General features: G+C 42.5%; 23 protein-coding genes. 13 read left to right on the plus strand and 10 right to left on the minus strand.

All coding sequences use genetic code 11. The features are described 5' to 3' along the window. The first annotated feature begins 74 nt into the window (after positions 1–74). A complete protein-coding gene (locus ACFSX4_RS12255; protein ID WP_377775259.1) occupies positions 75–2,714 on the plus strand; it encodes an MMPL family transporter in 2,640 nt (879 codons plus the stop codon). A 226-nt stretch (positions 2,715–2,940) separates the two neighbouring features. On the opposite strand, the gene ACFSX4_RS12260 is transcribed toward ACFSX4_RS12255, so the two are convergent. Both ACFSX4_RS12260 and ACFSX4_RS12265 read right to left on the minus strand, forming a co-directional pair. Further along, positions 2,941–3,537 carry a class I SAM-dependent DNA methyltransferase gene (locus ACFSX4_RS12260; protein ID WP_377775261.1) on the minus strand — a complete coding sequence of 199 codons (597 nt, stop codon included), beginning with the start codon at positions 3,535–3,537 and terminating at the stop codon, positions 2,941–2,943. Between the two features lie 216 nt (positions 3,538–3,753). Beyond that, positions 3,754–5,388, minus strand: coding sequence for a BCCT family transporter (locus tag ACFSX4_RS12265; RefSeq protein ID WP_377775405.1), 1,635 nt, complete (start codon positions 5,386–5,388; stop codon positions 3,754–3,756). 363 nt (positions 5,389–5,751) lie between these two features. Between ACFSX4_RS12265 and ACFSX4_RS12270 the strand changes: the two genes are divergently transcribed. Continuing rightward, a complete protein-coding gene (locus ACFSX4_RS12270) occupies positions 5,752–6,843 on the plus strand; it encodes a glycerol dehydrogenase (protein ID WP_377775263.1) in 1,092 nt (363 codons plus the stop codon). Positions 6,844–6,891: 48 nt separating this feature from the next. Here the strand turns inward: ACFSX4_RS12270 and tenA are convergent, their stop codons facing one another. Further along, complete coding sequence (tenA, locus tag ACFSX4_RS12275; RefSeq protein WP_377775265.1) at positions 6,892–7,566, minus strand: thiaminase II; 675 nt, start codon at positions 7,564–7,566, stop codon at positions 6,892–6,894. A 261-nt stretch (positions 7,567–7,827) separates the two neighbouring features. Here tenA and ACFSX4_RS12280 point away from each other — a divergent pair, with 261 nt between their 5' ends. Beyond that, positions 7,828–8,346 (plus strand): NUDIX hydrolase, encoded by a 519-nt coding sequence (locus tag ACFSX4_RS12280; RefSeq protein ID WP_377775267.1) that lies wholly within the window; start codon positions 7,828–7,830, stop codon positions 8,344–8,346. Between the two features lie 68 nt (positions 8,347–8,414). On the opposite strand, the gene ACFSX4_RS12285 is transcribed toward ACFSX4_RS12280, so the two are convergent. Then, on the minus strand, positions 8,415–9,125 hold the full coding sequence (locus ACFSX4_RS12285) for a hypothetical protein (RefSeq protein ID WP_377775269.1): 711 nt from the start codon (positions 9,123–9,125) through the stop codon (positions 8,415–8,417). 103 nt (positions 9,126–9,228) lie between these two features. On the opposite strand from ACFSX4_RS12285, the gene ACFSX4_RS12290 reads away from it, so the two are divergent. Genes ACFSX4_RS12290 through ACFSX4_RS12300 form a run of 3 tightly spaced genes read left to right on the plus strand, consistent with a single transcriptional unit; the run spans position 9,229 to position 11,985 of the window. Next, on the plus strand, positions 9,229–9,684 hold the full coding sequence (locus tag ACFSX4_RS12290) for a GNAT family N-acetyltransferase (protein ID WP_377775271.1): 456 nt from the start codon (positions 9,229–9,231) through the stop codon (positions 9,682–9,684). A gap of 17 nt (positions 9,685–9,701) precedes the next feature. After that, the gene (locus ACFSX4_RS12295) at positions 9,702–10,901 is read left to right on the plus strand and encodes a 5,10-methylene-tetrahydrofolate dehydrogenase (protein ID WP_377775273.1); all 1,200 of its coding nucleotides are present in this window, start codon (positions 9,702–9,704) and stop codon (positions 10,899–10,901) included. Between the two features lies 1 nt (position 10,902). After that, a complete protein-coding gene (locus tag ACFSX4_RS12300; protein WP_377775275.1) occupies positions 10,903–11,985 on the plus strand; it encodes a 5,10-methylene-tetrahydrofolate dehydrogenase in 1,083 nt (360 codons plus the stop codon). A gap of 338 nt (positions 11,986–12,323) precedes the next feature. On the opposite strand, the gene ACFSX4_RS12305 is transcribed toward ACFSX4_RS12300, so the two are convergent. Together ACFSX4_RS12305 and ACFSX4_RS12310 are read right to left on the minus strand one after the other, a co-directional pair. Beyond that, positions 12,324–13,619 carry an MFS transporter gene (locus ACFSX4_RS12305; protein WP_377775277.1) on the minus strand — a complete coding sequence of 432 codons (1,296 nt, stop codon included), beginning with the start codon at positions 13,617–13,619 and terminating at the stop codon, positions 12,324–12,326. A gap of 158 nt (positions 13,620–13,777) precedes the next feature. After that, positions 13,778–14,662, minus strand: coding sequence for a LysR family transcriptional regulator (locus ACFSX4_RS12310; protein WP_377775279.1), 885 nt, complete (start codon positions 14,660–14,662; stop codon positions 13,778–13,780). 115 nt (positions 14,663–14,777) lie between these two features. Between ACFSX4_RS12310 and gltS the strand changes: the two genes are divergently transcribed. Then, a complete protein-coding gene (gene gltS / locus ACFSX4_RS12315) occupies positions 14,778–15,980 on the plus strand; it encodes a sodium/glutamate symporter (RefSeq protein WP_377775281.1) in 1,203 nt (400 codons plus the stop codon). Positions 15,981–16,007: 27 nt separating this feature from the next. Then, complete coding sequence (gene speB / locus ACFSX4_RS12320; RefSeq protein ID WP_377775283.1) at positions 16,008–16,928, plus strand: agmatinase; 921 nt, start codon at positions 16,008–16,010, stop codon at positions 16,926–16,928. 63 nt (positions 16,929–16,991) lie between these two features. Here speB and ACFSX4_RS12325 read toward each other — a convergent pair whose 3' ends face one another. Together ACFSX4_RS12325 and ACFSX4_RS12330 are read right to left on the minus strand one after the other, a co-directional pair. Then, entirely contained in the window at positions 16,992–17,852 is an 861-nt protein-coding gene (locus tag ACFSX4_RS12325; protein WP_377775285.1) for a PhzF family phenazine biosynthesis protein, read from the minus strand. A gap of 150 nt (positions 17,853–18,002) precedes the next feature. Continuing rightward, positions 18,003–18,605 carry a LysE/ArgO family amino acid transporter gene (locus tag ACFSX4_RS12330; protein WP_377775287.1) on the minus strand — a complete coding sequence of 201 codons (603 nt, stop codon included), beginning with the start codon at positions 18,603–18,605 and terminating at the stop codon, positions 18,003–18,005. Between the two features lie 74 nt (positions 18,606–18,679). On the opposite strand from ACFSX4_RS12330, the gene ACFSX4_RS12335 reads away from it, so the two are divergent. From ACFSX4_RS12335 to ACFSX4_RS12355, 5 genes are all read left to right on the plus strand, one after another. Beyond that, positions 18,680–19,138 carry a YaiI/YqxD family protein gene (locus ACFSX4_RS12335; RefSeq protein WP_377775289.1) on the plus strand — a complete coding sequence of 153 codons (459 nt, stop codon included), beginning with the start codon at positions 18,680–18,682 and terminating at the stop codon, positions 19,136–19,138. Between the two features lie 12 nt (positions 19,139–19,150). Continuing rightward, positions 19,151–19,573 (plus strand): GNAT family N-acetyltransferase, encoded by a 423-nt coding sequence (locus tag ACFSX4_RS12340; RefSeq protein WP_377775291.1) that lies wholly within the window; start codon positions 19,151–19,153, stop codon positions 19,571–19,573. A gap of 283 nt (positions 19,574–19,856) precedes the next feature. Next, positions 19,857–20,741, plus strand: a complete 885-nt coding sequence (locus tag ACFSX4_RS12345; protein ID WP_377775293.1) for a TetR/AcrR family transcriptional regulator — start codon at positions 19,857–19,859, stop codon at positions 20,739–20,741. A 31-nt stretch (positions 20,742–20,772) separates the two neighbouring features. Further along, positions 20,773–22,260, plus strand: a complete 1,488-nt coding sequence (locus ACFSX4_RS12350) for a DHA2 family efflux MFS transporter permease subunit (protein WP_377775295.1) — start codon at positions 20,773–20,775, stop codon at positions 22,258–22,260. 153 nt (positions 22,261–22,413) lie between these two features. Next, positions 22,414–23,610: an amidohydrolase gene (locus ACFSX4_RS12355; RefSeq protein ID WP_377775297.1), complete on the plus strand. Its 1,197-nt coding sequence runs from the start codon at positions 22,414–22,416 to the stop codon at positions 23,608–23,610. A 173-nt stretch (positions 23,611–23,783) separates the two neighbouring features. On the opposite strand, the gene ACFSX4_RS12360 is transcribed toward ACFSX4_RS12355, so the two are convergent. Both ACFSX4_RS12360 and ACFSX4_RS12365 read right to left on the minus strand, forming a co-directional pair. Then, positions 23,784–24,479, minus strand: coding sequence for an ABC transporter permease (locus ACFSX4_RS12360; protein ID WP_377775299.1), 696 nt, complete (start codon positions 24,477–24,479; stop codon positions 23,784–23,786). Next, the gene (locus tag ACFSX4_RS12365) at positions 24,479–25,411 is read right to left on the minus strand and encodes an osmoprotectant ABC transporter substrate-binding protein (protein ID WP_377775301.1); all 933 of its coding nucleotides are present in this window, start codon (positions 25,409–25,411) and stop codon (positions 24,479–24,481) included. The genes ACFSX4_RS12360 and ACFSX4_RS12365 overlap by 1 nt, the downstream gene beginning before the upstream one ends. Between the last annotated feature and the right edge of the window lie 8 nt (positions 25,412–25,419).

The raw sequence follows: 25,419 nt of genomic DNA on the forward strand, positions 1-25,419 counted from the left end.
CATTTTTTGTATGATTCTACATTGAAATATCGTTTTAAAGTACATAATCACATATAAAACTAAGGATGTGCAGGATGAAATATATATTGAAGTTTAAGTGGCCGGTGACTGCATTAATGATTATTTTTGCGGTGCTGTCCTTCATATTTTCACCGGATTTAAATCAGCTCGCGACAGAAAAAGGAGATGTGCAGCTGCCGGCGGATTCGGCGAGTGAAGAAGCCCGTAATTTCCTTGAAAGCCACGGGGAAGACCAGGAGATGATGTCGCTTGTTCTCGAGTTTGACGGCAGTGTGAGTGAACATCAGTCAGATATCGAAAGTTATATCAGTGATCTTGAAACGATTGATGAAGTTCAGAATATCGTCAATCCGTTCTCTTTTGATGCAGATATGCAGGAGAACTTTATCAATGATGACACAGGCGTCATGATGATTCCAATGGAATACATAGGGAATGAGACAACAATACTGGAATCAGCACATGAGATTGAAGAGATGAATGTGACGGATGCCGAGGTCTCCATCACATCCAATGAACTGATTCAGAGGACTTTGGAAGAGGATGCGATGAATGGTATTCAGACGACTGAAATATTCACTGTTGTGATTATTCTCGTTGTGCTTCTCGTGATGTTCCGTTCAGTGGTTACGCCGTTTGTTCCTTTAATTGTTGTCGGACTGTCCTATTTAATCGGACAGTCGTTTATCGCATGGTTTGTTGAGTGGTTTGATTTTCCGGTGTCCCCGCAGACACAAAGCTTTTTAATTGTCATACTGTTTGGTATCGGAACGGATTACTGTATTCTCCTCTTAAATCGTTTTAAAGAAGAGCTGCAGCACCGTGACAAAACAGAAGCAATTATCCATACGTTTAAAACAGGCGGGAAAACGGTCTTTATCAGCGGAATCTCCGGGGCGCTTGTATTTGCAGTACTGTACTTTGCGGAATTTGAAATTTACCGTTCCGCTGTCGGTGTCGCAATCGGCGTATTGTTCTTACTGTTGTCGCTTTATACCGTGCTGCCGACCTTGATGGCATTACTCGGCAGGTATTTATTCTGGCCGAGCATTAAGATAAAAGGTGTCGATGAAAGCAGAGTCTGGTCACCGCTCGGACTGATTTCAATTAAATATCCGACACGCATTATTTTCACGCTTGTTGCAGTATTGATTGCGGTGGCGTGGTTCTCAAATGATGAAGTCAGCTATGATTCTTTAAGCGAACTTGATGATTCATACAGTGCAGTGCATGCAACAAATGTCATCAGTGACAGCTTCGATGAAGGTGTAGTGTTCCCTGTTCAGGTGACTTTCTCAAATGGAGAAGACCTGATTACGGAAGAAGGATTGTCACGACTTGAATCAATCAGTGAAACGATGACAAAAATTGAAGGTGTCTCGGAAGTCCAGACTGTGACACGTCCGACGGGCGAACCGATTGATGATTTGAAAGTCAGAAGTCAGATTGCCCAGTCGGAAGAGGGGCTTAATGAGATTACTGACGGCCTCGCGGAAATTTCAGAGAACTTAACTGCTGTCAGCACCGAACTTTCAGGCCAGGATACGGGCGGCGGTGATTTAAGTGAACTTGAGAACGGAATTTCGGAAATCAGTGAAGGAGTTTCAGGTGTCTCTCAATACCTTCAGGCGACAGGAGATGCTGAGGGTGCCGCTGCCCAGCTGAGTCAGCTGGAAGACGGTCTCGGCCAGTTGAGTGAGGGAATGACAGCAGCCAATAATGAACTGTCGGCGCAGCAGGAAGCGGCGGTTGAGCAGCTCGGTCAGTTGTCCAACGGTCTGAGCGAAATGGCTGCAGGCATTGATGAAATCAATCAGGGTATTGAAGACCTGCAGTCACTCATGACAGGCATTGATGAAAATACGGCTGTCGACGGCACCGGAATCAATGTGCCGGCCGAGTTCCTTGAGAATGAAGCGCTCGACCAGGCACTGGATCAATATGCTTTTGGTGAAAATACCGCCGTAAATATGAATGTCGTATTGTCTGTGGATCCATACAGTCTTGAAGCGATTGAGGTACTGAATGATATTGAAGACACGGTTCACAAAGAACTTGAACGTCTGGACCGTACGGAAACGGATGCCTATTTCTCCGGTGTTACCAGCATGAACCGGGATTTAGACCAGATTACAGGTGAGGACTACACAAATGTTGTTATCATTTTCATCGCAACATTATTCGTGATTCTCGCTGTACTCTTCAGATCATTAATCCTTCCTGTCGCAATGATTGGATCAATATTTGTAACTTATTTTGCATCTATTACGATGACGCAGTGGATCCTGTCACTCTTTGGAATCGACACATTGAACTGGGCAGTGCCGTTCTTCAGCCTGATTATATTTGCAGCGCTGGGTATCGATTATTCGATATTTATCATCGACCGCTTCCGAGAGGAACTCGTTAATCATTCCATCCGGGGTGCGATTGAAATTGCCATCCGCCGTATGGGAACGGTAGTCATTACAGCTGTGATTATCTTATCCGGCACATTCGCAGCACTGTATCCGTCAGGAATTGTGATTCTCGTGCAGGTAACAAGTATCATCATCTTTGCGTTACTGTTCTATGCATTTATCGTCCTGCCGCTGCTTGTACCGGCACTGATTGTAACTTTTAACCGCGGTAACTGGTGGCCGTTCAGAATGCCGGGCGGTAAAGAACGTGAAGACAAATTTAAAGATGAATAGATTGGGAATAAAGGACTGTTGTCCTTTTGAAAGTCATATAATATAAAGCAGTGCCCGGGAGATTGACTTCCGGGCACTGCTTATTTTACTGCACTTATATTTTTTTACGGTAGTACATGATGGATATGCCGTTGATGAGAATCAATATTGACAGGGACGAGACGATGATTAAACCGAGCATAGATGATAAAAAAGCTGCCGGAACTCCGGCAGCTTAAGGTAATTTCTATTTGGTACTGGTTGAGATAAAGAGAGAAGCGTCTTCTTTGACGAAAATGTTTTTTCCGTGGTGGAAGGTCCGGCGCTCGAGAGGGGTCAGACCCGCTTCGGTGAGTGCATCATTTAATTCTGTTTCGTTAAAACCGTTATGAACTTTTGGGTGTGTGACGCGCGGGTTTTTATCAAAATCAACAATGATAAAACGCCCGTCAGTGTTAAGGTTTCTGCTGAGCTGTTTAAGCAGGTGTTTAAAATCGGGTACATGAATAAGAACGAGGGACAGTACAATCACATCCGCCTGAACATTCAAGTGATCTTCATCGGAAAGATTTAATACCTCTGCTTCAAAGTGATTGATATTTTGTGAGGTGATTTTCTGCCGGGCAATATTAATCATTTCGGGAGATGCGTCAATCAGCACCCCTGTTTCAAAATAATCAGCGAGCTCTAAGCCGACGAGTCCCGTCACGCCGCCGTAATCAATCAGGGATGAATAATGTGTGTGATTGAGTACTTTAACAATCTCTCCGGTAATCACATCTGCCAGTGCTTTACGGTCTTTGGTATCATATTTCTCTGCCATATTATTAAATGTATTGTTCATTTGACCCTCCGGGTTGAAAATAAATATTAAAACGATAAGTGGTTTATTAGTGTACAATAGTTTAACGCAATGCGGAAAGATTATGACTCGGAAGATATGTTCCGGCTGGAATGTATCAGCGCCAATCCAGACGATTGAAGGCTTTGAACATTGAGTAACCCCCGGCGGCAATGAAGTGAATCTCATTGCCGCCGGGGGTTAATGTCTTTAAATATTTTATTCTTTCTGATCCTGATGATCTTCCTCTTCAGGTTCAGGCATTTCATCCGGAAGAATTTCCTGGAATTCTTCACGTTTTTCTTCGAGTTCTTTTTGAGCTTGTTCTAAATATTCAGGTTCATGCTCGAGCTGCTTTCTTTCCATCGTCAGAATATCATATTCGTTACTCAATGATTTAATGACGGATACAGCCAGCAGAATGACCACAAAAGTAAATGGGAAGGCTGCAATCAGCATTGCCATCTCGAGTGCTTCAAGTCCGCCGGAGAACAGCAGGACAAGTGCAGTTGCCGAGAGTATTACACCCCAGATAATCTTGATTCTGACAGACGGATTAATGTTGCCGCCTGTTGACATCATAGCGAGTACAAAGGTACCGCCGTCTGCAGAAGTGACGAAGAATGATGCGATTAACAGTATAGTGATACCGAGTACAACAGGTGCGAATGGATAGTTCTCGAGGAATGCAAACAGTGCGACTTCATCACCCTGTGAAACGACAAGGTCATATAAAGCACCGTTTAATGACTGATCCAGTTCGATACCTGCAACACCAAGGATTGAGAACCATATTAAACTGAATATAAACGGTACAGAAACAACACCGATTACAAATTCACGTATTGTACGTCCTCTGGACACGCGTGCGATAAAGCTGCCGACAAAAGCAGACCAGCCGATCCACCAAGCCCAGTAGAACAGTGTCCAGTCATTCAGAAAGTCTCTGTCTCCTGTAAATGTGTTCATGTCAAAAGTCATGGTTGGGAGGTTTTGGAAATAGTTCCCCGCAGTTGACATAAATGATTCGAACATCTGCAGTGTCGACCCTGTAATGAGTATAAACACCATCAGACCGAGTGCGATGATGACATTCGTTATACTCAGATAACGGATACCTTTATTTACACCTGTCGCTGCAGAAGTGACAAAAGCAACCGTAATAATCAGTACGACTATCGCCTGTGTCAGAATATTATTTTCTATTCCTTCAAAGCTGAAGCTGAGTCCGGCAGTGATTTGAGAAGCACCGAGCCCGAGGGATGTCGCGATACCAAAGATGGTTCCGAAAACGGCGAGTACATCTACGGCATGACCGAGTGCGCCTTTTGTACGGTCTCCTAAAATAGGAGAAAGGGCAGAACTCATCAATAACGGCGCCTGGTGTCTGAATTTGAAGTAAGCAAGCGCCAGTCCGACTACAGCATACACAGCCCATGGATGGAGACCCCAGTGAAACATTGAGTACTGCAGGGCTTCAGCCGCTGCTTCATTAGTTCCGGGTTCTGCTTTCGGCGGGGAGTGGAAGTCCGTTAAAGGTTCGGTAACACCGAAGAAGACAAGTCCGACACCCATACCCGCTGTAAATAAAAATGAAAACCATGTGAAATAGCTGTACTGCGGCTTTTCATCCGGTTTCCCTAATTTAACTTTACCAAATGGACTGAAGACCATAAAAATTGCGAAGAGTACAAAGCCGGTCATCGATAACATATAAAACCAGCCGAAATTTGTGGAGATAAATCCGTCTATTACACCAAGTACGGATTCAACATTTTCCGGAAGGAAAACACCCCATAAAATAAAAAGTGCTGCGATTGCGATGGCAATCCAGAACACAATTGTAACGTTCATCTTATTTTTCAATGTGAAAACCTCCTGTTAGTTTTGATGCAATCTCATGATGAACATTCGAAAAAAAGCATTTAACACCGCCTTATTCTATACGATTTATTTAAGATAGTGACCCTTGTTCTTTGAAATAAAAAAAGGTCTACCGGACACACTAACATCTATAAATACGGTATTTCAATACCCGCCGAATAAAATAATGAAATTCCTGTTGATATTTTAAATACTGAAGCGGTGAGTTGTAATAAAATGGTCATAGTTTTCTATATTATTCACGTTTGTGGTGAAGATTCCCGGGAAATATTAAAGTGTACAGGATAAACTGCCCGGGTTAATCAGGCAGTAAAAACTTATTGGAGTGATTGGATGTCAAACATTATTTTTACGTCACCGGCAAAATATGTGCAGGGCAAAGGAGCTCTCGAAACGCTTGGTCAAAATGTGGAATCCATCGGCAGAAAACCGTTGGTTTTATCAGATGATGTAGTTTGGGAAATTACCGGTGAAACAGTCGGGAAGAGTCTTGAAGAGAAGGACATTGACTTTCATTATGTATTATTTAACGGTGAAGCATCTTTAAATGAGATAGAGAGAATCGCAGAAGAAGGCAGAAACGAAGCGGCGGATTTTGTCATTGGTGTCGGCGGCGGGAAAACACTCGACACAGCAAAAGCTGTTGCCGATGAACTCGGTAAAAGTATTGTCATAGTACCGTCAACAGCTTCAACGGATGCACCGACGAGTGCATTATCCGTAATTTATAATGATGACGGTGTATTTGAATCATATAAATTTTATAATAAAAACCCGGAACTCGTATTAGTTGATACAAAAATTGTTGCGGGTGCCCCGCCGAGATTATTTGCGTCAGGAATTGCGGACGCTATGGCGACATGGGTTGAGGCGAGAGCAACAATCAAAAGTAACGGCGAAGCGATGGCCGGCGGAAAAACAAGTATCGCAGCGGCGGCAATCGCAAAAGCGTGTGAAGAAACACTGTTCTCATACGGTCATTCAGCGTATAAAGCTGTTGAGAAAGGTCTTGTTACGAAACAAGTGGAGGCAGTTGTTGAAGCCAACACACTCTTGTCAGGGCTCGGTTTTGAAAGCGGCGGACTTGCAGCAGCACATGCTATTCATAACGGATTCACAGTACTTGACGGGGACATCCATCATTTGACACACGGTGAAAAAGTAGCATACGGTACACTGACACAGCTGGTGCTTGAACTGCATCCCGAAGCGGAAATTGAGAAGTATATCTCATTTTATCAGTCTCTCGGACTGCCTGTAACATTGGAGGATATGCATTTAGAAAATGTGTCTTACGAAGATTTGGTTAAAGTAGGTAAAGCGGCCACACAAGAAGGCGAGACGATGGGCAATCTGTCGTCTGAAGTCACTGCAGAAGATGTCGCTGATGCCATTCTTGCAGTGAATCAGTTGAGTCAGAAATAATCGTAATAAAAAGCTGCGGCCGATCGGCTGCAGCTTATTTTTGATTCTTTATATATTAACCGGCCATTCTTCTCTCTGTTCACACATATCCCAGAACATATATTCATAGAGCCCGGTTTTAATGATGATTTCTTCAAGGTGCTGAAGTTCTCTTTCAGGTTTACCGTCAGCGAGTCTGTTCATCAAATTCAATGCCGTCTGAGTGAGGTCTGTAAATTCTTCGCCGGCATACATATCAATCCATTCTTTATAAGGGTTGCTGACATTGTATCCGTCACCCCCGCTGAGTCCTTTGCCGATATAGTTATAGCTCCACGCACAGCATAACAGGCATGCCGTTGCCACGGCAGCATCACCACGCTGGGCATGATTCAGCATGTAGCTTGTGTAGGCAGTGTTTACTGCAGAAGCTTCGGTGTTTTCAAGTGATGCTACGGAAATATCATATGCGTTTGAAAATTTTCTATGGAGTTCCATTTCTACAAATAAAGTCCCGTGGAGAAGTTCAGTGAACATCCCCATTGCTTCTAAATCCGGAGATTTTTCTGCACCTACTGCCATTAAACGTGCATACTCCACAAGGTAAACATAATCCTGCTTCAGCCAGTGCTGAAATTTCTCTGTCTCAAGTGAGCCGTCACCGATTCCTTTGACAAAGGGATGATCAAGATAGCTGTCCCACAAATGTTCTACTTTCGGCCATAATCTGTCTGTGAATTTCATTTAAACACTCCTTTACAGGCTGTGATAACGCCACCTGCACTCGAAGCTCCGATATCATCCATCAGAAAATCGAAGACTTTCCTGCGCAGGTGCTAACCTACAGGTTCAAAGGGTTGATTTCTCTCTCAGCACATCGTGCGCCCCCAGCCGTTATATCTTCAATATACTATACTCAGAACAGTTTTGTGTTACTGAAGGATGGAAAATTGAGATTACAACAGATAAAAAAGGGTATTTACAAAAAGATTGGGGGACTGCTTGATGGAAATCTGGGATGCATATGACAGTAATGGGAAGAAGCAGAGTATGGAACTTTTGAGAGGTGAGTCAATACCTCCGGGATCTTATCACTTAGTATCAGAAGTGGTCATATTGAATAAAGGAACGCATTACCTTGCGATGCAGAGGGACACAAGAAAAACATATCCCGGCTTATATGAAATTTCTGCCGGCGGAAGCGTATTAAAAGGCGAAACATCGAGAGAAGGTGCCGTTCGTGAAGCGGGTGAAGAGACGGGAATACATATTGAAGATATGGAACTGAAGTATATCACAGTGTCAGAAGCACAGCAGACGATTTATCATTGTTACAAAGCAGACGTGGATGTAGAAAAAGAAGCGGTTCAGCTGCAGGACGGTGAAACCATGGGATATCAATGGATTGAAAGAGCGGCTGTTGAATCATTTTTAAATTCATCATCACATGTGCCGGGGTATAATCAGCGGGTGATGAATGTCATTGGAGGCGAAGTTGATCACTCTCACAAGACATGTAATTAAAATTTCAAACAGTCACAGTGCCTCATCAAATGAGAAACCCTCCTGTGAATGATTGGAGGGTTGAGTCGTTATTCAATGTTATCGATATCTTCAGGCTGTTCAACGATGTCATCACTGTTGATGTCTGAATAGTTGAAAGTCAATTCATGATACATCTCAGTGTCATCCAATGTTGTGGTGTAGGTCACATTTAAATAGGCTGTCTGCATAGAGTCCTTATCAACACCGACTCTGACTGTGCCGCCGGTGGTCGATTCTTCTTCAGGGAATTCAACACCAATCGCGTCGACAACTTCTTTGGCGCGTTCGCCGTCGATTTCATAAAAGGCTTCATACATCGTGTCCTCTTCACCATGGAGTCGTATTTCTTCATCTTCCATTAAAGAGAGGATGCTGGTGACAATTTCATATTCTGTAAAGTAGAGTTCTTTAATCTGGTCCACAGAGAATACGGATGTTTTCCACTCAGGTTCTTCATATGACAAAATATTTTCAAATGTATCATCATTGTCGTAGTAGTAGTCATATTCATCATCCTGCTGGATAAAATATACTCTGCCCGTATTTTGTTCTGAGTCAATTGATGCATCGACAGTGCCTGAATACCGTTCGAATGTTTCTTCATTGACGGGATCTTCATAAGTATATTCAAGATTCAGGGTGTAAGAGGATACATCGTCGGAAGCGGTCCGTGTTTCACTCATAATATCTTCAGGCGACTGGGTGTTACAGGCGGCAAGGAATACGGTTGTGAATAATATAAATAAAAACCGGTACATTGAATCAGCTCCTTGTAATATTAGATTGTTATTACTATATATTCACTAAAAAATTGGAATGAAACAAATAATTAATAAAATAAATATTGGGAAGTGAGCAGAGATGGATTTTAGAAAAGCAGAAGAAAGTGATGTAAAAGAAATTGTCCGAATGCTTGCGGACGATGACCTTGGTGCATCACGTGAAAAATACGAACATCCGCTGTCTGCAGAATACTATGACGCCTTTTCCGCAATTCAGGCGCAGAAAGGGAACGAGATTTTACTCGCAGTGGAAGGTGGGAATGTGTTAGGGTGTATCCAACTTACAATCATTCCTGGTCTCGCAAGACTCGGCATGAAACGTGCTCAAATTGAAGGGGTGCGTGTGGATAAAAAATACAGAGGCAGGAAAATAGGTGAGGCATTGTTTCTTGAAGCGATTCGAATCGCAAAAGACGAGGGCTGCGGACTTGTGCAGTTAACGACTGATAAACAGCGCCCTGATGCATACCGCTTCTATGAAAAACTCGGCTTCACTGCAAGTCACGAAGGAATGAAATTAATACTTAAATCATAACTGAGAAGGAGACTGCCATGTCAAAAAGAACACTCGGGCTGGTGCCGGCACCAGGAAGACCTGAAAAATTAGTTGAAAAGTTAATAGAAATCCTGCCCGAAGTGTTGAGTCGTGTAGTGGATGATCGTATTTCCTGGGAAATAGAATGTGAGACAAATACTCTGGCAAGTTCATCAGAGTATATCAACGAAAATATCGACCGGGCAGACGACATACGGCGGAAAAACAACTGGGATATGGTCATTGCCGTAACGGATCTGCCGAGTTTATCCGAGCGGAAAGTGGTAATTTCAGAGTTTAATCAGGAAAAGGGGATTTCGATTATTTCTCTGCCTGCGCTCGGCTGTTTTAAGCTGAAGCAGAAACTCCAGAATCTGATTATTCATCATGTGGAAATTCTATACGGCAGCGGCTCTTCTGAAGAAAACGGCGAGGTGAAGTCGCAGTTTATTGATAAGATTACGAGTGTGACACCGGAAGAAGACAATGACAGTTCAAAGCGTTATATTATTAAATCCACTGTGACAGGGTGGAGTCGTCTGGTTGTAGGTATGACATATATTAATGAGCCCTGGACTGTTTTAACTGGTTTTAAAACTATTGTATCCCTGGCGTTCGCAACAGGAACGTATATTTCAATATTCTCAGGTGCATGGGAGCTGAGTCTTGAATATGAGCTCTGGCGCTTTTTACTCGGGATGTTTATCGCAGTTTCAGGCATGACTGGATGGCTGATTTATGCACACAGGCTCTGGGAAAAGAAATCCCATAATTCCCAGACGCTGTACCGTTCCCTCTATAACTTAACCACACTCCTTACAGTGACGAGTGTGACACTTGTGAATTACGCTATCGTTTTTGTACTTTTAACTATATCGATTCTTCTGTTTGTACCGCCGGACTTGTTCGGCAGCTGGACCCCTGCCGACCCGAATACGAGCTGGAATGATTACTTTAATTTAATCTGGTTTGCTTCTTCACTTGGAATACTTGCCGGCGCACTCGGGTCTACTGTTGAAGACGAAGATAAAATTCGTAATGTAACCTATTCATACCGACAGCTGTACCGTCACGAGCAGATTGAAAAAGAGGATGAAACTGAGTCATATGAAGAATCCGGGGAGAGTGAGAGTAAAACCCAGGATGAATCAGAGGAAGAGACTGAAGAATATGAAGGTCAAAAACAAGCACACCGGGAATCTGAGGAGGCTGAATGATATGACGGATAAATGTGTTGGAGTGATTATAGCACCCGGTGCACTCGGAAATGTGACTGAAACATTTAAAGAGAAACTGCCGAATCAGCTTTCAGAAGGAGTATCGGATACAGTCGACTGGAAGGTGGAAGTGGTGACAGATCCACTTACAGGTTTTGCGGAGTCAAAAGAAGAGATTTATGAAAAAACTTTAGAATATTTTGAGGATAATGGATGGAATTATGTGATTACAGTCACTGACCTGCCTGTATACGAGAAAGAAAAAATTATTGCGATTGATGTTAATAAGACAAGGAAGGCCGCAATCATTTCAACTCCTTCCTACGGTTTCCCGCCGGTGAAAAAGAAAGTTGAACGTTCGATTATTTCAATTGTTAAAATGATGGATGGTATTTATGATGAAACGAGGCATGGACGTCTATTCAAGAATTTTTTTCCGACAAGCAGACTGCAGTATACGACAGACAACCCTGACAGTTCAGACAGCCGGGCATTATATTATTTAAATAATAATACCAGAGGCACTCTGCGTTTAATGGGCGGTATGGCATGGACAAATAATCCGTTTAACATGATGCGGAGTCTGAGCGGTGTAATCGCGATTGCTTTTGCGACAGGCTCATTCGGTCTGATTTTTTCAACCATGTGGAATTTGAGTTATCATTTTCCGTTATGGCGGCTCGCAGCGGTCAGTGTGCTTGCGGTTTTCGGTATGGTTATTTGGATTATTGTGTCACACAGTCTCTGGGAATCGCCGGGGAGCGGGCGAAGTAAACATATCGTAAGACTATATAACAGCACCACAGTGCTGACGCTTATCATTTCTTTATTTTTTTACTATACAGTACTTTATTTGATGTTTTTGGGTGCGGGGGTTATATTATTACCATCCACTTATGTGGCATCCACAATTGGTGTCGATAATATCGGCCCGGGTTTTTATCTGGAACTTGCGTGGTTTGCAGCGTCATTGTCAACAGTTGCAGGAGCCATTGGTGCAGGTATACAGGACCGTGATTTAATCAGAGAAAGTACGTACGGGTACAGACAGCGCTTTCGTTATGAACGGTCGTTTAAAGAATAAAAGAAGTATGATTTGAAAATTGATTCCCTTATGGGAGTGTAGGAGGAAGTGCTGTGATTATAGGAGCAGTAAGCCCCATGTCATTTGTTATCATGCTGGTTCTCGCGTTCATCATTTTTATCGTCATCAGACGAATGAAGCTGTCAAAGAAAAATTCCGGGAAATAATTGTATCTGTTAAATATGAATAGAAGAAGTGAAGTACAGAAGCGGGTTCCGTTTCTGTATTTTTATTAAAAAAATAACGACTGTTAATGAGGACCTGCAGATTTAAATTACTTTAAAAATAAACAACACCGGATACCGGGAATGCCGGTAACCAGTGCTGTTTTTAGTAAATTACTCGTGATCCAAATCCTGAGCCTGAACGCCTTTGATTGACCATACAGCAATAATAGAGATAATGGAAGTTGCGACAATGTAGATGGATACAGGAATGCTTGAACCGTTGAACTGTTCCATTAAAAATTCTGAAATCATTGGTGCACTACCTCCTGCCAGTGCAGCACCAATCTGATAGCCGAGCGTTACGCCTGTATAACGAACCTCTTTACTGAATGCTTCAGAGAACATTGTCCCAAGAACAGCGGTAATCGGCGGCCATATGATGGAAAGACCGATTAATGTTGCCAGTATCATAAGGAACGGCTGGTGTGTGTTGACAATCAGGAAATACGGGAATGCATAAATTAACATTGCAGTGGACCCAATCAGGAACATTTTACGGCGGCCGTATTTATCTGACAGACTTCCGAAAACCGGGATTAGAAATGTTGTAATTAATGCCGCAATCATGACTGATAACATCATAAACTCAAATGAAACATCGAGACGTGCAGTACCATACCCTACGATAAATGTAGTGAAGATATAGAACGGTCCCGTTTCAACAAATTTTGCCGCTGAAGTAATGAATACTTCCTTAGTGTGTTTCTGAAATGTTTCAACAATTGGAAGCTTTGGCACCTGATCGGATTTTGCCGCCTCTTCCTTCATTTTCTTGAATGCCGGTGTTTCATCTAAATCTTTACGTATCCATAATCCAAAGCCGACGAGAAGCAGGCTGAAAATGAATGGAATACGCCATCCCCATGTTAAAAATGTTTCTTCCGGCAGAAGAGTAGTTAAAAGGAAGAAAAATCCGTATGCCAGCACCAGACCGATGGTAATCCCCATCTGCGGCACACTGCCGTAGAAGCCGCGCTGGTTTTTAGGTGCATATTCTGTTGCCAGTAAAAGTGCACCGCCCCATTCGCCGCCGATACCAAGTCCTTGAATGATTCTGAACAGCAGTAAAAGTAAAGGTGCTGCAATACCGATCTGCGCATACGTTGGAAGAAAACCGATTCCCGCTGTAGCTACCCCCATTAATGTCAGCGTGATGATAAGTGTTTTTTTGCGTCCGACTCTATCCCCAAGGTGAGCAAAAACAACGCCGCCTAAAGGACGAATGAAAAACGAAAGTGCCAGACCAAAATAAGCAAGTATTGTTGAAAGAAAAGCATCTTCTGTTACAAAGTACTGCGTATTGAAGATGATACTTGCGACTGCAGCATAAAGGAAGAAGTCAAACCATTCAATAGATGACCCGATTAAGCTTGCAGTGAGTACTTTATTACGTAATTTCTTATCCATGATTATACCCCCAAACGCATAATTATAGATTTATATTAGTTTCATTATAAAAATAAGTCAACATAAATTTTCTGTCAATTTAAATATTGAAATCATCACAGTTTTGAGGTTTGGTTTAATGTTTAGAATTTAATTTCTTGTAGAAATATTTGAAGATATTATTTTTTTGAAAATGATCTGCATAGTGAGATGAAATGACTAACAGAATTGATAGATACCCGGTTTTTATTATAGAGCAGATAGACTTTCCGCTTTGGAGTAAAATCTGAGATTTCCATCTGTTGAAAAGTATTGCTGCCGGGAATGGTTACATAACTTTTCGGAAGAAAGGTGACACCAAGCCCTGATTCGACAAGAGAACAGGCGGTATCAAAGCGCTCCACTTCATATTTTATGAGTGGTGTAATACCAGCAGTTTCGAATACTGTAAGTATATCCTGATGTGTCAGAAATTTGTTCGGTGTGATAATCAACGGGATATTTTTCAGTTCTTTTAAAGACACAACTGCTTTTCTTTTACCGAAAATTTCTTCCCTTGCAGCAAGTATGAATTCTTCTTCATAGAGAAGCTCACAATTAATTAAATCGTCCTCCATTTTATGATTAGATATGCAGAGGTGAAGACTGCTGGTTTTTAAAGCATTATTCATCTCCTTCAAAGTAATTATCTCATAGAGCTCAAATTTTTGATCTTTGTATTTCTGATGGTGCTTATCAATAATCTGCGGCAGCCAGTTTTTTACTGATTCAATCATACCGATGGATATAGCGCCTGTCCCATACTCTCCCAGGTACTCAAGATTTTTCTCCAATGACTGATGATGGTTTAGAAATTCTTTGGCGAAAATAAAAAACTGTTGGCCTATTTCAGTTAATATGACTCTTTTCTTTTCTCTTTCAAACAACTGGGTCCCTGTATCCTGTTCTAATTTTTTAATTGCGTAGCTTAATGACGGCTGTGCAATTTTTAACGATTGAGACGCTTTAGTGAAATTTTCATGCTCTGCCAATGCAACAAAGTATTTGATAGTTCTTATATCCATTCTCCCCATCCCTTCATAGTTTCCTTCTATATAAACATAGATAAATAGTATTGGTATCTATTATAACGCTATATTATAATAATATTGAGAATTTTCTTTAAAATCTCTAGGGGGGATGTCTATGGAGTTTAATCAGGTTACTTCATTGTTCTTGGCAGTGTTGGTTTTTCTTATAGGTGCATACTTGGTAAAACACATTAAGTTACTGGATCGGTTTTCCATTCCGGCACCGGTGGCTGGCGGGCTGGTATTTGCGTTATTGATATTTGTGATGCATGCTTCAGGTATTATCACAATCACTTTGGATACATCTTTGCAGAACTTATTTATGCTGGTATTTTTTACAACGGTAGGGCTTGGTGCGAGTGTCAGACTTATCAGAATGGGCGGTAAGTTATTAATTATTTATTTGCTTGCAGCAGGTTTTTTATCTTTAGTACAGAATACGATGGGCGTTACAATTGCAAGTCTTCTCGGGATACATCCACTGCTTGGGCTTATGGCATCTTCCCCTGCTATGATTGGCGGCCATGGCGGTGCGGCAGCATTTGGCGCAACAGTTGAAGGACTTGGTGTTGATGGTGCTGTAGCTGTAGGTATTGCTGCTGCAACACTGGGACTGGTAGCCGGTGGTTTGGTTGGCGGTCCGGTCGCAAGATATTTATTAAATAAACATCATTTAAAGGGTGAAGTACAGAATGATATTGATGCGCACACTTTTAATGAGGCTCGAGGGAAGAAAGTTTCAACAACTCAGTTTTTCGTTTACCTGGGAATTATTACGTTTTCAATGGCACTGGGGACATTCATTGGTGACAGGTTTTCTGAACTCACAGGTTTTGTGCTCCCGGATTATGTAGGTGCTATGCTGATTGCCGTTTTAATCAGAAGTTTGATTGATGCCGGACAGGAGCGTATTTCGTTTGAATTTGATACCACTCTGAATGATTCGATTGGAGGAGTATCCCTTGGTATTTTTTTAGCCATGGCTTTAATGAGTATAAAATTGTGGGAACTTGCAGATCTTGCATTACCGATTCTGCTTATCGTTTCAATGCATGTGTTATTTATTATTTTATACGTTATTTTCATAGTTTACAGAGTACTCGGAAGAAATTATGATGCAGTTGTTATGTTGAATGGTATGATTGGCCATGGTCTCGGAGCAACACCGACAGCGATGGCTAATATGGATGCTTTGACGAAAAAATTCGGTGAATCAAGAACTGCATTTTTAATCGTGCCGATTGTCGGTGCGTTCTTGATTGATACAATTAATATCCCGATTATTGTATTCTTTATCAATTTATTCGGGTAAAACTACAGATGATAAAAGGGTGATAATATGACACTGCCAATTACGGGGATTGCTACTTTCGGACGTTATCCGTTATGTGATGATTTGGATAATATTCAAGCTGAAGTCGGAATTCTTGGTGCACCGAGCGATATCGGTGTTGGGTTTTTATCGGGAACGAGACTCGGTCCGAGAAGAATCAGGGAAGCGTCTACACAATACGGCAGAGGTGAAGTGGGTTTTTATGATCCGGAAAGAGATGAAACTTATCTGGCAGGAAAAAATAATATTGTGGACTGCGGAGATGCCCCGCTTGTACAAGGAGATTTAAAAGCGACGCTTTCAAATATTGAAAACTGCGTAAGAAAGATAGCAGCTTCTGACACACTGCCGGTTGTGCTCGGCGGTGACCATTCGATTTCAATCCCTGTTGCACAGGCGCTTGATAAATATGAAAATCTGACTGTCATTCAAATTGATGCGCACCTGGACTGGACGGATTCAAGAGACGGTCAGAAATATGGAAACGGGAGCCCGCTTCGAAGAATGTCTGAAATGTCTCATATTGGTGATATTGTTCAGATTGGATTACGAGGCATGGGAAGCAGTAGAAAAGAAGATTATGAAGATGCCCGGGACTATGGCTGTCAATTAATTTCGGCACAGGAAGCGAAAACAATGGATGTGGATACATTAATGGATAGAATTCCGGATTTTGAAAATTGTTTTGTCACAATAGACATTGACGGACTGGATATTTCCATTGCGCCGGGAACAGGATCTCCGTCACCGGGGGGATTAAGTTTCGAGTGGCTGATTGAGTTCCTGGAGGGTATTTCAAAGAAAGGGAATGTCGCAGGTTTTGATCTTGTGGAGGTTGCGCCTCAGTATGATCCGACGGATACGACAACGCGGACAGCATCTCTCGTAATTTTGAACTTTATTGCATTTATATTAAAGAATAGATAAATCAAATGCGGGTGCCGGGCACCCGCATTTTTCGTGTTATTCAGTTGATGACCGGCATCATTGTCAGCTGTTCAACGTTCCGTCCACGCATGTTACAGTATGTCCGCCGAGTTCAATACGGCCGTCTTCCTTAAAACGGACTTCAATATAGCCGTCTCGTTTCACACGTGAACCCTGCGATGCGGTATAACGGTCTTCATTAATCAGATTGAACAGTTTTACCATATTTGCCACACAGCCGTTGCCGCTGCCGCACACCGGATCTTCGGGGACACCTTCGTTCGGTGCAAATGAGCGGACTTCAAACTGCGTTCTGCTGTTGGGGTCCGTCTCGCCGAAGACAGTGACGCCGGTAATACCGTCCGGGATTATAGACGATAATTTCTGCATATCGGGAATGAGCTTTCCGACTATTTCATCACTCGGAAGCTGAAGTGTGACCCATACAGCACCGATATCAACTACCCTGCTGTACTTCACGTCATCTGCGTTAATATCCAATGCATCCATCAGTGAAAGCATCATTTGAGGATCTACTTCTTTAATTTCTGCCTCTGGCAGCGTGAAAAATATTTCATCATGGTCTATCCGGATATCCACAAGGCCGATTCGGCATTCCTGTACAAGCCGTCCCGGTGTTTTAGGTTTGATGCCGTGCTGCAGTACAGCGTGAGCGGACCCGAGTGTCGGGTGTCCTGCAAAGGGGAGTTCGCTGTTGGGTGTAAAGATTCTGAGCTTATAATCTGCATCCGGATGATCAGGTGTACATACAAATGTCGTTTCTGACAGATTGGTCCAGTGAGCGATGCGCTGCATTTCTGAAGCGGACAGGCCGTCTGCTTCAAGTACAACCGCAACAGGATTCCCTGTAAAAGGAACCGCAGTAAAAACGTCAACTTGCTGGAAGGGGAGTGGGGATGTCATGATTACGCCTCCTTGGTTTTAATTTCTGAATGAAATACTCTGCTTTGATTACAGTCTATTATGACATATTTGGCCGTTTATAAATAATTTAAGGACGTAAAAAAACATTCAATCCAAGGCGGTATGGATATACCGGCGGATGAATGTTTTTTATATCAGCCCGAAAAATAAATATACGGCAGTGCCCCATATAAAGACGGCAGAGCATTTATTAAATATATTCATTAAGCGTCCGCTGTCATCAATCCGCTGCATGGTGCTGCCTGCAAGCATGAGACCGATGAACCACAACCATGACACAATAATGCATGCGGCAGTGAAAAGGAACTGCTCAAAGCCGGTGTATCTGAGTGCACTTGTTCCGATGACACCGAAAATATCAAGTATTGCATGCGGATTTAACAGAGAAACAGATAATGCAAAGACAATCTGCTGCTTCCCGTTCAATGCCTTTCCCGTTCTCATCGCAGCAGGACGTGTACGCCAGATACTGTATCCCATATATAATAAAAATAAAATCCCTGCACTCATTAATCCGACTCTCAGCCATTCAAACTGCAGCACAACCATCGATAAGCCGAGGACGGCAAGGAGTATTAATAATGTGTCACAAACTGCTGCGGTTACTGTGGCAGGAACGGCCCGGAGCAGGCTTTGCTGTGTGGCACCTTGTGAAAAAACAAAAACATTCTGAACGCCTAAAGGCAGAATCAGCCCGAAAGCCAGAATAATTCCGTGAAGCACAGCTTCCATATGTATCAACTCTTTTTTATATGTTATTTTTTAGTATACAATAAAACGAAAGACAAAAGGAGATGCATATAGAGATGAAAGTTATTGTAGATGCCGATGCGTGTCCGGTGAAGGATATCATCATTAAAGAAGCAAAGAAAAAAGATATTCCGGTCGTACTTGTGTCGAGTTTTTCACATTTTTCATCAAAAGATCTGGATGAACATGTCAGTGTCGTCTATGTTGACAGCGGCAGTGACGCAGCAGATTTTAAAATTGTGGCACTGATTGATCAAGGTGATATTGCGGTGACGCAGGATTACGGCCTCGCATCACTTCTTCTGCCGAAAAAATGCAGAGTACTTCATCATAAAGGCTTTGAATACACTGGAGATAATATGAATCACCTGCTCGAAACACGGTACATAGGCAGTATGATTCGAAAGGGCGGCGGCAGAACGAAAGGTCCGAAGCCGTTGTCAAAAGAGGATAAGCAAAGTTTTCTTGGTATTTTCAAGAAGGTAATCAGTGAAGAATTATCACAGAGAAAATAGGAGGTCTGATGTATGATTAAAGAGTTGAAAACATCGGAAGAAATACTGTGTGCTTTTTTAATAATGAAAACACTCCGTACACATTTAACAGAAAAAGAGTATTTGGAACTGGTCAATGAAGCGATGGAGAAAGATTCTTATCATTTATATGCACTATATGATGAGGGCAGCATGGTCGCGGTCACGGGTTTTAAGCCGATGATCACATTGTATTACGGACGGTTTGTATGGGTATGTGATTTAGTAACTGCTCCTGAGGCACGCTCCAAAGGATATGGTGAGACATTACTTTCCTATATCCACCGGTGGGCAGAAGAGAATCATTATGAAAGTGTCGCTTTGTCCTCCGGACTGAAGCGGACAGATGCCCATCGTTTTTATGAAGACAAAATGAACTACGATAAAGTCAGTTACGTATTTAAACATGAATTATAGTGTGAATCCCGGAATTTCCGGGATTTTTTTATTTTAATCATCTGAGCAGGTCGTTGTTTTAATGTATTCAAGATTCTGCTGAATAAAGTTATTACAATTTTTAAGTTAGCTGTCATTTTTTACAAAAATTAAAAATAAAGAAATAAAATTTTAGTACCCGCTGGTTGACAGAGAACCCGTCGGTCACTTACAATATAGTTCTGACTTCATAGATGACTTTGTAGTTCTTTGATGACTACCTAGTCATAATGGAAATAAAATTTTACTTTGGAGAGGTGAAGAGATGGATAAAAGAGAAGAGATTATGCAGGCTGCGATTCATTTGTTTTCTGAAAAAGGATATGCATCGACATCCGTTCAGGAGATTGCACACGAATGTAAAATTTCAAAAGGCACATTGTATAACTTCTTTGATTCCAAGGAAGCACTGTTAATTGAAGTGATTCAGTATAACTACAAGAAGATGCTCAGACAGGCTGAAAACTTGAATCTGGATGATACACTGCCGAAGAAAGAAAAGCTGGTTCAAAAAATTGTCGTGCAGTTTGTCGGTATCCGTGAAAACAAAGATTATATGCATATGCTGCTCAGTGCGCTCCCGCCTCATGACAATCCTGAAATTTTATTAATGATGAAACGAAATCAGTTTACGATGATGAACTGGTATAAAGAATGTCTGATTGAAGCCTACGGCAGTAAAGTGAAGCCGTATATCTGGGATTTGGCATTAATGCTTCAGGGGATTATGAAAGAATATGCCACGCTGATATTCCGTGATCAGAAAGATATGTCGTTTGAAGATGTGGCCAGATTTATCGTCGCTCGTTTCGATACGATTGTAGAAGGACCAGCGGATATTAAGCCTGTTCTGACGACAGAGGAAATGGAAGAATACATCTCATTTAAGACAGAGATAAAATCCAGGTCGCCTGAAGAGCAGATGCTTGATTTACTTGATGAATTACGGAGGAAAGCGCCGGGAACAGAAGCTTCTTTAGAGCATGAAGAATACGTATCAGCAGTGAACGCGCTTGAGCAAGAGCTCGAGAAAGAGACTCCGAAGCTGTTTTTAATCAAGGCTTTATTCCTGTATTTAAACGCGCTTGATATTAACCGCGGGCTGATGAAGCAGCTTGAGAAGCTGCTTAAAGCAATGAAGAGATTATAAGTAAAAGAATTTAGGAGATGAAACAAGCAGTATGAACGATTCAATGCAGAATATAAAAAAAGGACCAATACTTACAGTATTGATACTGGGTGCATTTGTATCAATGTTAAATCAGACATTGATGAATGTTGCCCTGCCTTCAATTATGGAGGATTTATCAATTGGAGAAAGTACAGCACAATGGATTACGACAGGATTTATGCTTGTTAACGGGGTGTTAATTCCTGTTACAGCTTTTTTAATGGAAAGATTTTCGACCAGACAGCTGTTTATCGCAGCAATGGGACTATTCGCACTTGGTACGCTGATATGCGGCATAGCACCGGATTTCCCGATATTAATGACCGGACGTGTGATTCAGGCAGCGGGTGCAGGTATTATGATGCCGCTTCTGACAACAGTGGTACTCGCTTTATTCCCTGTTGAAAAACGCGGGGGTGCTATGGGACTGATTGGTGTGGCGATTATTTTCGCACCAGCAGTCGGACCGACACTTTCAGGGTTTGTTGTTGAGCATTATACATGGAGAATGTTGTTCCACATTATTCTTCCAATCGCAGTATTAAGCCTGGTACTCGGTATTTTCTTCCTGAAAAACGTTACAAAACAAACTTTCCCTAAAATCGATGTGATTGCAGTAATGTTATCTACACTAGGCTTCGGCGGTATTTTATACGGCTTCAGTACGGCGGGATCAAACGGCTGGAGTGACGTCACTGTAGTGACCGGTTTAATCGTCGGTTTTGTCAGTCTGGCATTGTTTGTCGTCCGTGAACTTCGTGCGCAACGTCCGATGCTCGACTTCCGGGTATTTAAAAGCGGCATTTTCTCACTGACAACTGTGATTAATATTGCGGTGACTGTCGCAATGTTTGCGCCGATGCTTTTAATACCGCTGTATTTACAGAATGTTCTGGGTGTATCACCGATGAACTCCGGTTTAATGTTGATGCCGGGTGCGATTATTATGGGTATTATGTCACCTGTTACAGGTAAAATATTCGATAAAATTGGAGCAAGACCACTTGCGATTGTCGGACTTTTAATTACGGTGATTACAACGTATTTATTTACACAGCTTACAGATACAACAAGTTACTCTTACCTGATTACGATTTACACCATCCGTATGTTCGGTATGTCCATGATTATGATGCCGATTATGACAGCAGGTTTAAACCAGCTGCCGCAGAGTCTGCATCCGCATGGAACGGCGATGGTGAATACGGTCAGAGCAGTTGCGGGTGCTATCGGTACTGCACTGCTTGTCACTTTAATGACAAATGATGCGAGAAACAGTATTGAAGGCATCATTGTTGAACACCAGTTCAATCCTGAAAATCAGGCGGATATGGTGCATGCGATGAATCTTGCACAGGTGGAAGGGATTAACCATGCATTTATGGTTTCCACAATCTTTGCGGTCGTCGCACTCATCTTGTCCTTCTTCCTGAAACGCGGCATCAAATCAGATGATGACAACGTTTCTGAAGAAACATTCCAATCCAGTAATGCTTAGAATAAAAGGCCTTCTGTACCGTTTGAGTGCAGAGGCCTTTATTTTTCATCTCATACGACCAGGGTGTTTAAGATTTCTTAAAATTCAATAAATAATTTGAGTACGGGATTTCATAATGTTAAAATACATATGAAATTTACTGGGGGGAATTTGATGAGTCTGCAGGAAAAATTATTTGAAAAACTGGAAGCAAAAGCATCACAGATGGTTGAAACACGACGTTATCTTCATGAGAATCCTGAGTTATCGTTTAAGGAAGAAAATACAGCGAAACTAATTGAAGATTTCTATAAAGACAAGGATGTTAAAGTGACTTCCAATGTCGGCAACGGTTATGGTATTATCGTTGAAATTAACGGCCGTGGTCCGGGGAGAACTATTGGTCTCCGTGCGGATTTTGATGCACTGCCGATACAGGAGGAAGCGGATGTACCGTTTAAATCTAAAAACGATGGTGTGATGCATGCCTGCGGCCATGATATGCATACGTCATACCTGCTCACACTCGGAGAAGCACTGATTGAGCTGAAAGATGAGTGGTCAGGCACAGTGAAACTGATTCATCAGCATGCAGAAGAAGTGCCGCCGGGCGGTGCCAAAAGTATCGTGGAGTCAGGTATTCTTGATGACCTCGATGAAGTTTATGGTATTCACGTATTCCCGATGCTTGATACAGGAACTATCGGTCTGATTGAAGGGAATGCGATGGCGGGACGTTCTAATTTTGATCTGACAATTCAGGGAAGAGGCGGGCACGGTGCAGTGCCTCAGTCAACAAGAGATGCGCTTGTAGCGGGGGCGTACTTTATTACGGAAGCACAGACAATAGTATCCCGCCGGATGAATCCGATGGACAGTGTGGTTGTCTCTGTGACAGCCTTTGATGCACCGGGCGGCTATAATGTCATCCAGGATAAAGTGGTGCTGCGCGGAACAGTCCGCTATCTGGAAGAGGAGAATAAAGTGCCTGCGTATGATGCGATGTCGGATATTGTTGCAGGTATTGAGCGGTCATTCGGAGTTGAGTGCAGTCTGGATTATGTATATGATTATCCGGTCACATACAATCATCCGAAAGAAACGAGACATGTGGAAGAAATACTGGAAAAGAGCAGAGGCACATATTTTAATGAAATCGTGCATTCAAAACCTTCCAGCGGCTCGGAAGACTTTTCTTATTATCTTGAGAAGGCGCCGGGAACATTTATCAATGTCGGCACCAAACCTGAAGGGGTGACGGAACCCTATCCGAACCATCATCCGAAGTTTGATGTGAATGAAGAGTCACTCATGATTTGTGCGAAGGCACTTGGTGAAGTGGTACTCGACCGTCTGGGCAGTGGAAAATAGATTCATGCGGTATTCTGAACGGGTCAAGCAGCAGGCCGGCATAACCTGTTGCATACGATGATTGATTTATCCCTATACAGACTAAAGAAGCAGAAATTCAGTTTTACATGAATTTCTGCTTCTTTTTAAATATGAATCATTTAGAATCTGTCGGAATAAAATACCCCGGTATATTAATTAATCGTCTGGGCCTCAGGGTCTGTTTCGCTGACTGATTTCTTTTTATTTGTCGGATCAAGTTTTCGTTCGATAAGTCTCAATCCGATGTCAATAATGATGGCGATAATCGCAATTGGAACCGCGCCTGCGAGTATGAACACAGTGCCGTCGGATGCATTAATACCCCGGATGATGACATCAGATAATGTAGAGGCTCCGATAAATGAGCCGACCGCAACAACCCCGATCGCAACAACCAGTGCGATTCTGAGTCCGCCGATAATAACAGACAGTGCAAGCGGCAGTTCAATCATCCGGAGGACCTGATTTCTTGTCATACCCATACTTTTGCCGGCATCTTTAATATTACCGTCGACACTGACAATACCGGTATAAGTGTTTTTAATAATCGGCAGCAGTGCATAAAAGAATACTGCAACAACAACGGTAGTGTTGCCGAGTCCCATGACAAGCATCAAAATAGCAAGCATGGCAATGACAGGAATCGTCTGGATAATGTTAGTCAAAGTAATCACGAGACCTGAAATTTTTGAAAATCTTGCGATGAGAATACCGACAGGTATTCCGATGATTGAAGCAAACAGCACGCCGTATACGGACATCAGAAGGTGATCAAAGAATAATCCGAGCAGGTAATTGCCGTTTACAGTGAAATAATTGAAAAAATCGACTAGTGTATTTCCACTCATTACTCATCCCCACTTTCTTCAAAGTAACTGTTTTCTTCTAAAAATTCTTCCGCAACAACAGCAGGCTCCTTACCTTCACCGTCTGCTTCATAGTTGAGTTCCTGCATGGTTTCAGTCGATACTTTGCCTTCAAGTTTCTGCAAGATATCCCCGATTTCAGGGTGCTCTGCAAGAAGTTCGTCAGTTGCGAGCGGCGCAGCGTCATACGGCGGGAAGAACCGCTGATCATCTTCCAGTATGACAAGATTGTAGGCAGCGATACGACCGTCAGTGGTATAGCCGAGCGTTACATCCAGGCTGCCGCTCTCAAGTGCATCATAGACCAGGCCGATCTGCATTGCGCTGACAGAATCGAATGAAAAGCCGTAATGTTCAACAAATGCAGGATAGCCGTCACCTTCACGATTCAGCCATGAGCTGTCGACACCGAGGTGCAGTTCGTCCTGATATTCTTCAAGATCTGACACTGTTTCAAGGTTATATTCTTCTGCGACTTCTTCTGTCACCATGAAGGCATATGAATTTTCAAAACCAAATGAATTGAAATAAGTCTGATCAAACTCCTCCTGGAAAAGGTCCTGTGCAACAGTCATGGCTTCTTCAGGGTCCAGAACCGGTTCATGGTTAAGCGGTCCGGTCATCTCAGTTCCCGAGTAACGGATGGCGGACAGGTTCGCATCCCCGTTCACCACGGCATTATGCTGGAGTGTTGAAGCACCAAGGTTGTTGATGATGGTCGGATTGATTTCACCGTCTGTATCATGTTCAATCATCAGTCGTACCATATGCGCCATAATTTGTGATTCACTTGTATTCAATGATGTGATTCTTACCGGGTCGTCAGAACCTCCGCCGAGTCCCGGCAGGCCGCATCCAGAAAGTACCAGGAGGGCTGTAAACATCACGATGAATAATTTTTTAAATGATTTCATTGTCTATT

It is taken from the genome of Corticicoccus populi (assembly GCF_042686195.1).
In the GTDB taxonomy this organism is placed as follows: domain Bacteria; phylum Bacillota; class Bacilli; order Staphylococcales; family Salinicoccaceae; genus Corticicoccus; species Corticicoccus populi.

Excerpts from the sequence above, each read along its gene's own strand:
- ACFSX4_RS12300 (WP_377775275.1), top strand. The coding sequence starts at position 10,903 with ATGACGGATAAATGTGTTGGAGTGATTATAGCACCCGGTGCACTCGGA.
- ACFSX4_RS12365 (WP_377775301.1), bottom strand. The coding sequence starts at position 25,411 with ATGAAATCATTTAAAAAATTATTCATCGTGATGTTTACAGCCCTCCTG.
- gltS (WP_377775281.1), top strand. The coding sequence starts at position 14,778 with ATGTCTATGGAGTTTAATCAGGTTACTTCATTGTTCTTGGCAGTGTTG.
- ACFSX4_RS12280 (WP_377775267.1), top strand. The coding sequence starts at position 7,828 with ATGGAAATCTGGGATGCATATGACAGTAATGGGAAGAAGCAGAGTATG.
- ACFSX4_RS12255 (WP_377775259.1), top strand. The coding sequence starts at position 75 with ATGAAATATATATTGAAGTTTAAGTGGCCGGTGACTGCATTAATGATT.
- ACFSX4_RS12345 (WP_377775293.1), top strand. The coding sequence starts at position 19,857 with ATGGATAAAAGAGAAGAGATTATGCAGGCTGCGATTCATTTGTTTTCT.
- ACFSX4_RS12290 (WP_377775271.1), top strand. The coding sequence starts at position 9,229 with ATGGATTTTAGAAAAGCAGAAGAAAGTGATGTAAAAGAAATTGTCCGA.
- ACFSX4_RS12260 (WP_377775261.1), bottom strand. The coding sequence starts at position 3,537 with ATGAACAATACATTTAATAATATGGCAGAGAAATATGATACCAAAGAC.
- ACFSX4_RS12340 (WP_377775291.1), top strand. The coding sequence starts at position 19,151 with ATGATTAAAGAGTTGAAAACATCGGAAGAAATACTGTGTGCTTTTTTA.
- ACFSX4_RS12355 (WP_377775297.1), top strand. The coding sequence starts at position 22,414 with ATGAGTCTGCAGGAAAAATTATTTGAAAAACTGGAAGCAAAAGCATCA.
- ACFSX4_RS12285 (WP_377775269.1), bottom strand. The coding sequence starts at position 9,125 with ATGTACCGGTTTTTATTTATATTATTCACAACCGTATTCCTTGCCGCC.
- ACFSX4_RS12270 (WP_377775263.1), top strand. The coding sequence starts at position 5,752 with ATGTCAAACATTATTTTTACGTCACCGGCAAAATATGTGCAGGGCAAA.
- tenA (WP_377775265.1), bottom strand. The coding sequence starts at position 7,566 with ATGAAATTCACAGACAGATTATGGCCGAAAGTAGAACATTTGTGGGAC.
- ACFSX4_RS12350 (WP_377775295.1), top strand. The coding sequence starts at position 20,773 with ATGAACGATTCAATGCAGAATATAAAAAAAGGACCAATACTTACAGTA.
- ACFSX4_RS12295 (WP_377775273.1), top strand. The coding sequence starts at position 9,702 with ATGTCAAAAAGAACACTCGGGCTGGTGCCGGCACCAGGAAGACCTGAA.
- speB (WP_377775283.1), top strand. The coding sequence starts at position 16,008 with ATGACACTGCCAATTACGGGGATTGCTACTTTCGGACGTTATCCGTTA.
- ACFSX4_RS12325 (WP_377775285.1), bottom strand. The coding sequence starts at position 17,852 with ATGACATCCCCACTCCCCTTCCAGCAAGTTGACGTTTTTACTGCGGTT.
- ACFSX4_RS12360 (WP_377775299.1), bottom strand. The coding sequence starts at position 24,479 with ATGAGTGGAAATACACTAGTCGATTTTTTCAATTATTTCACTGTAAAC.
- ACFSX4_RS12335 (WP_377775289.1), top strand. The coding sequence starts at position 18,680 with ATGAAAGTTATTGTAGATGCCGATGCGTGTCCGGTGAAGGATATCATC.
- ACFSX4_RS12330 (WP_377775287.1), bottom strand. The coding sequence starts at position 18,605 with ATGGAAGCTGTGCTTCACGGAATTATTCTGGCTTTCGGGCTGATTCTG.
- ACFSX4_RS12265 (WP_377775405.1), bottom strand. The coding sequence starts at position 5,388 with ATGAACGTTACAATTGTGTTCTGGATTGCCATCGCAATCGCAGCACTT.
- ACFSX4_RS12305 (WP_377775277.1), bottom strand. The coding sequence starts at position 13,619 with ATGGATAAGAAATTACGTAATAAAGTACTCACTGCAAGCTTAATCGGG.
- ACFSX4_RS12310 (WP_377775279.1), bottom strand. The coding sequence starts at position 14,662 with ATGGATATAAGAACTATCAAATACTTTGTTGCATTGGCAGAGCATGAA.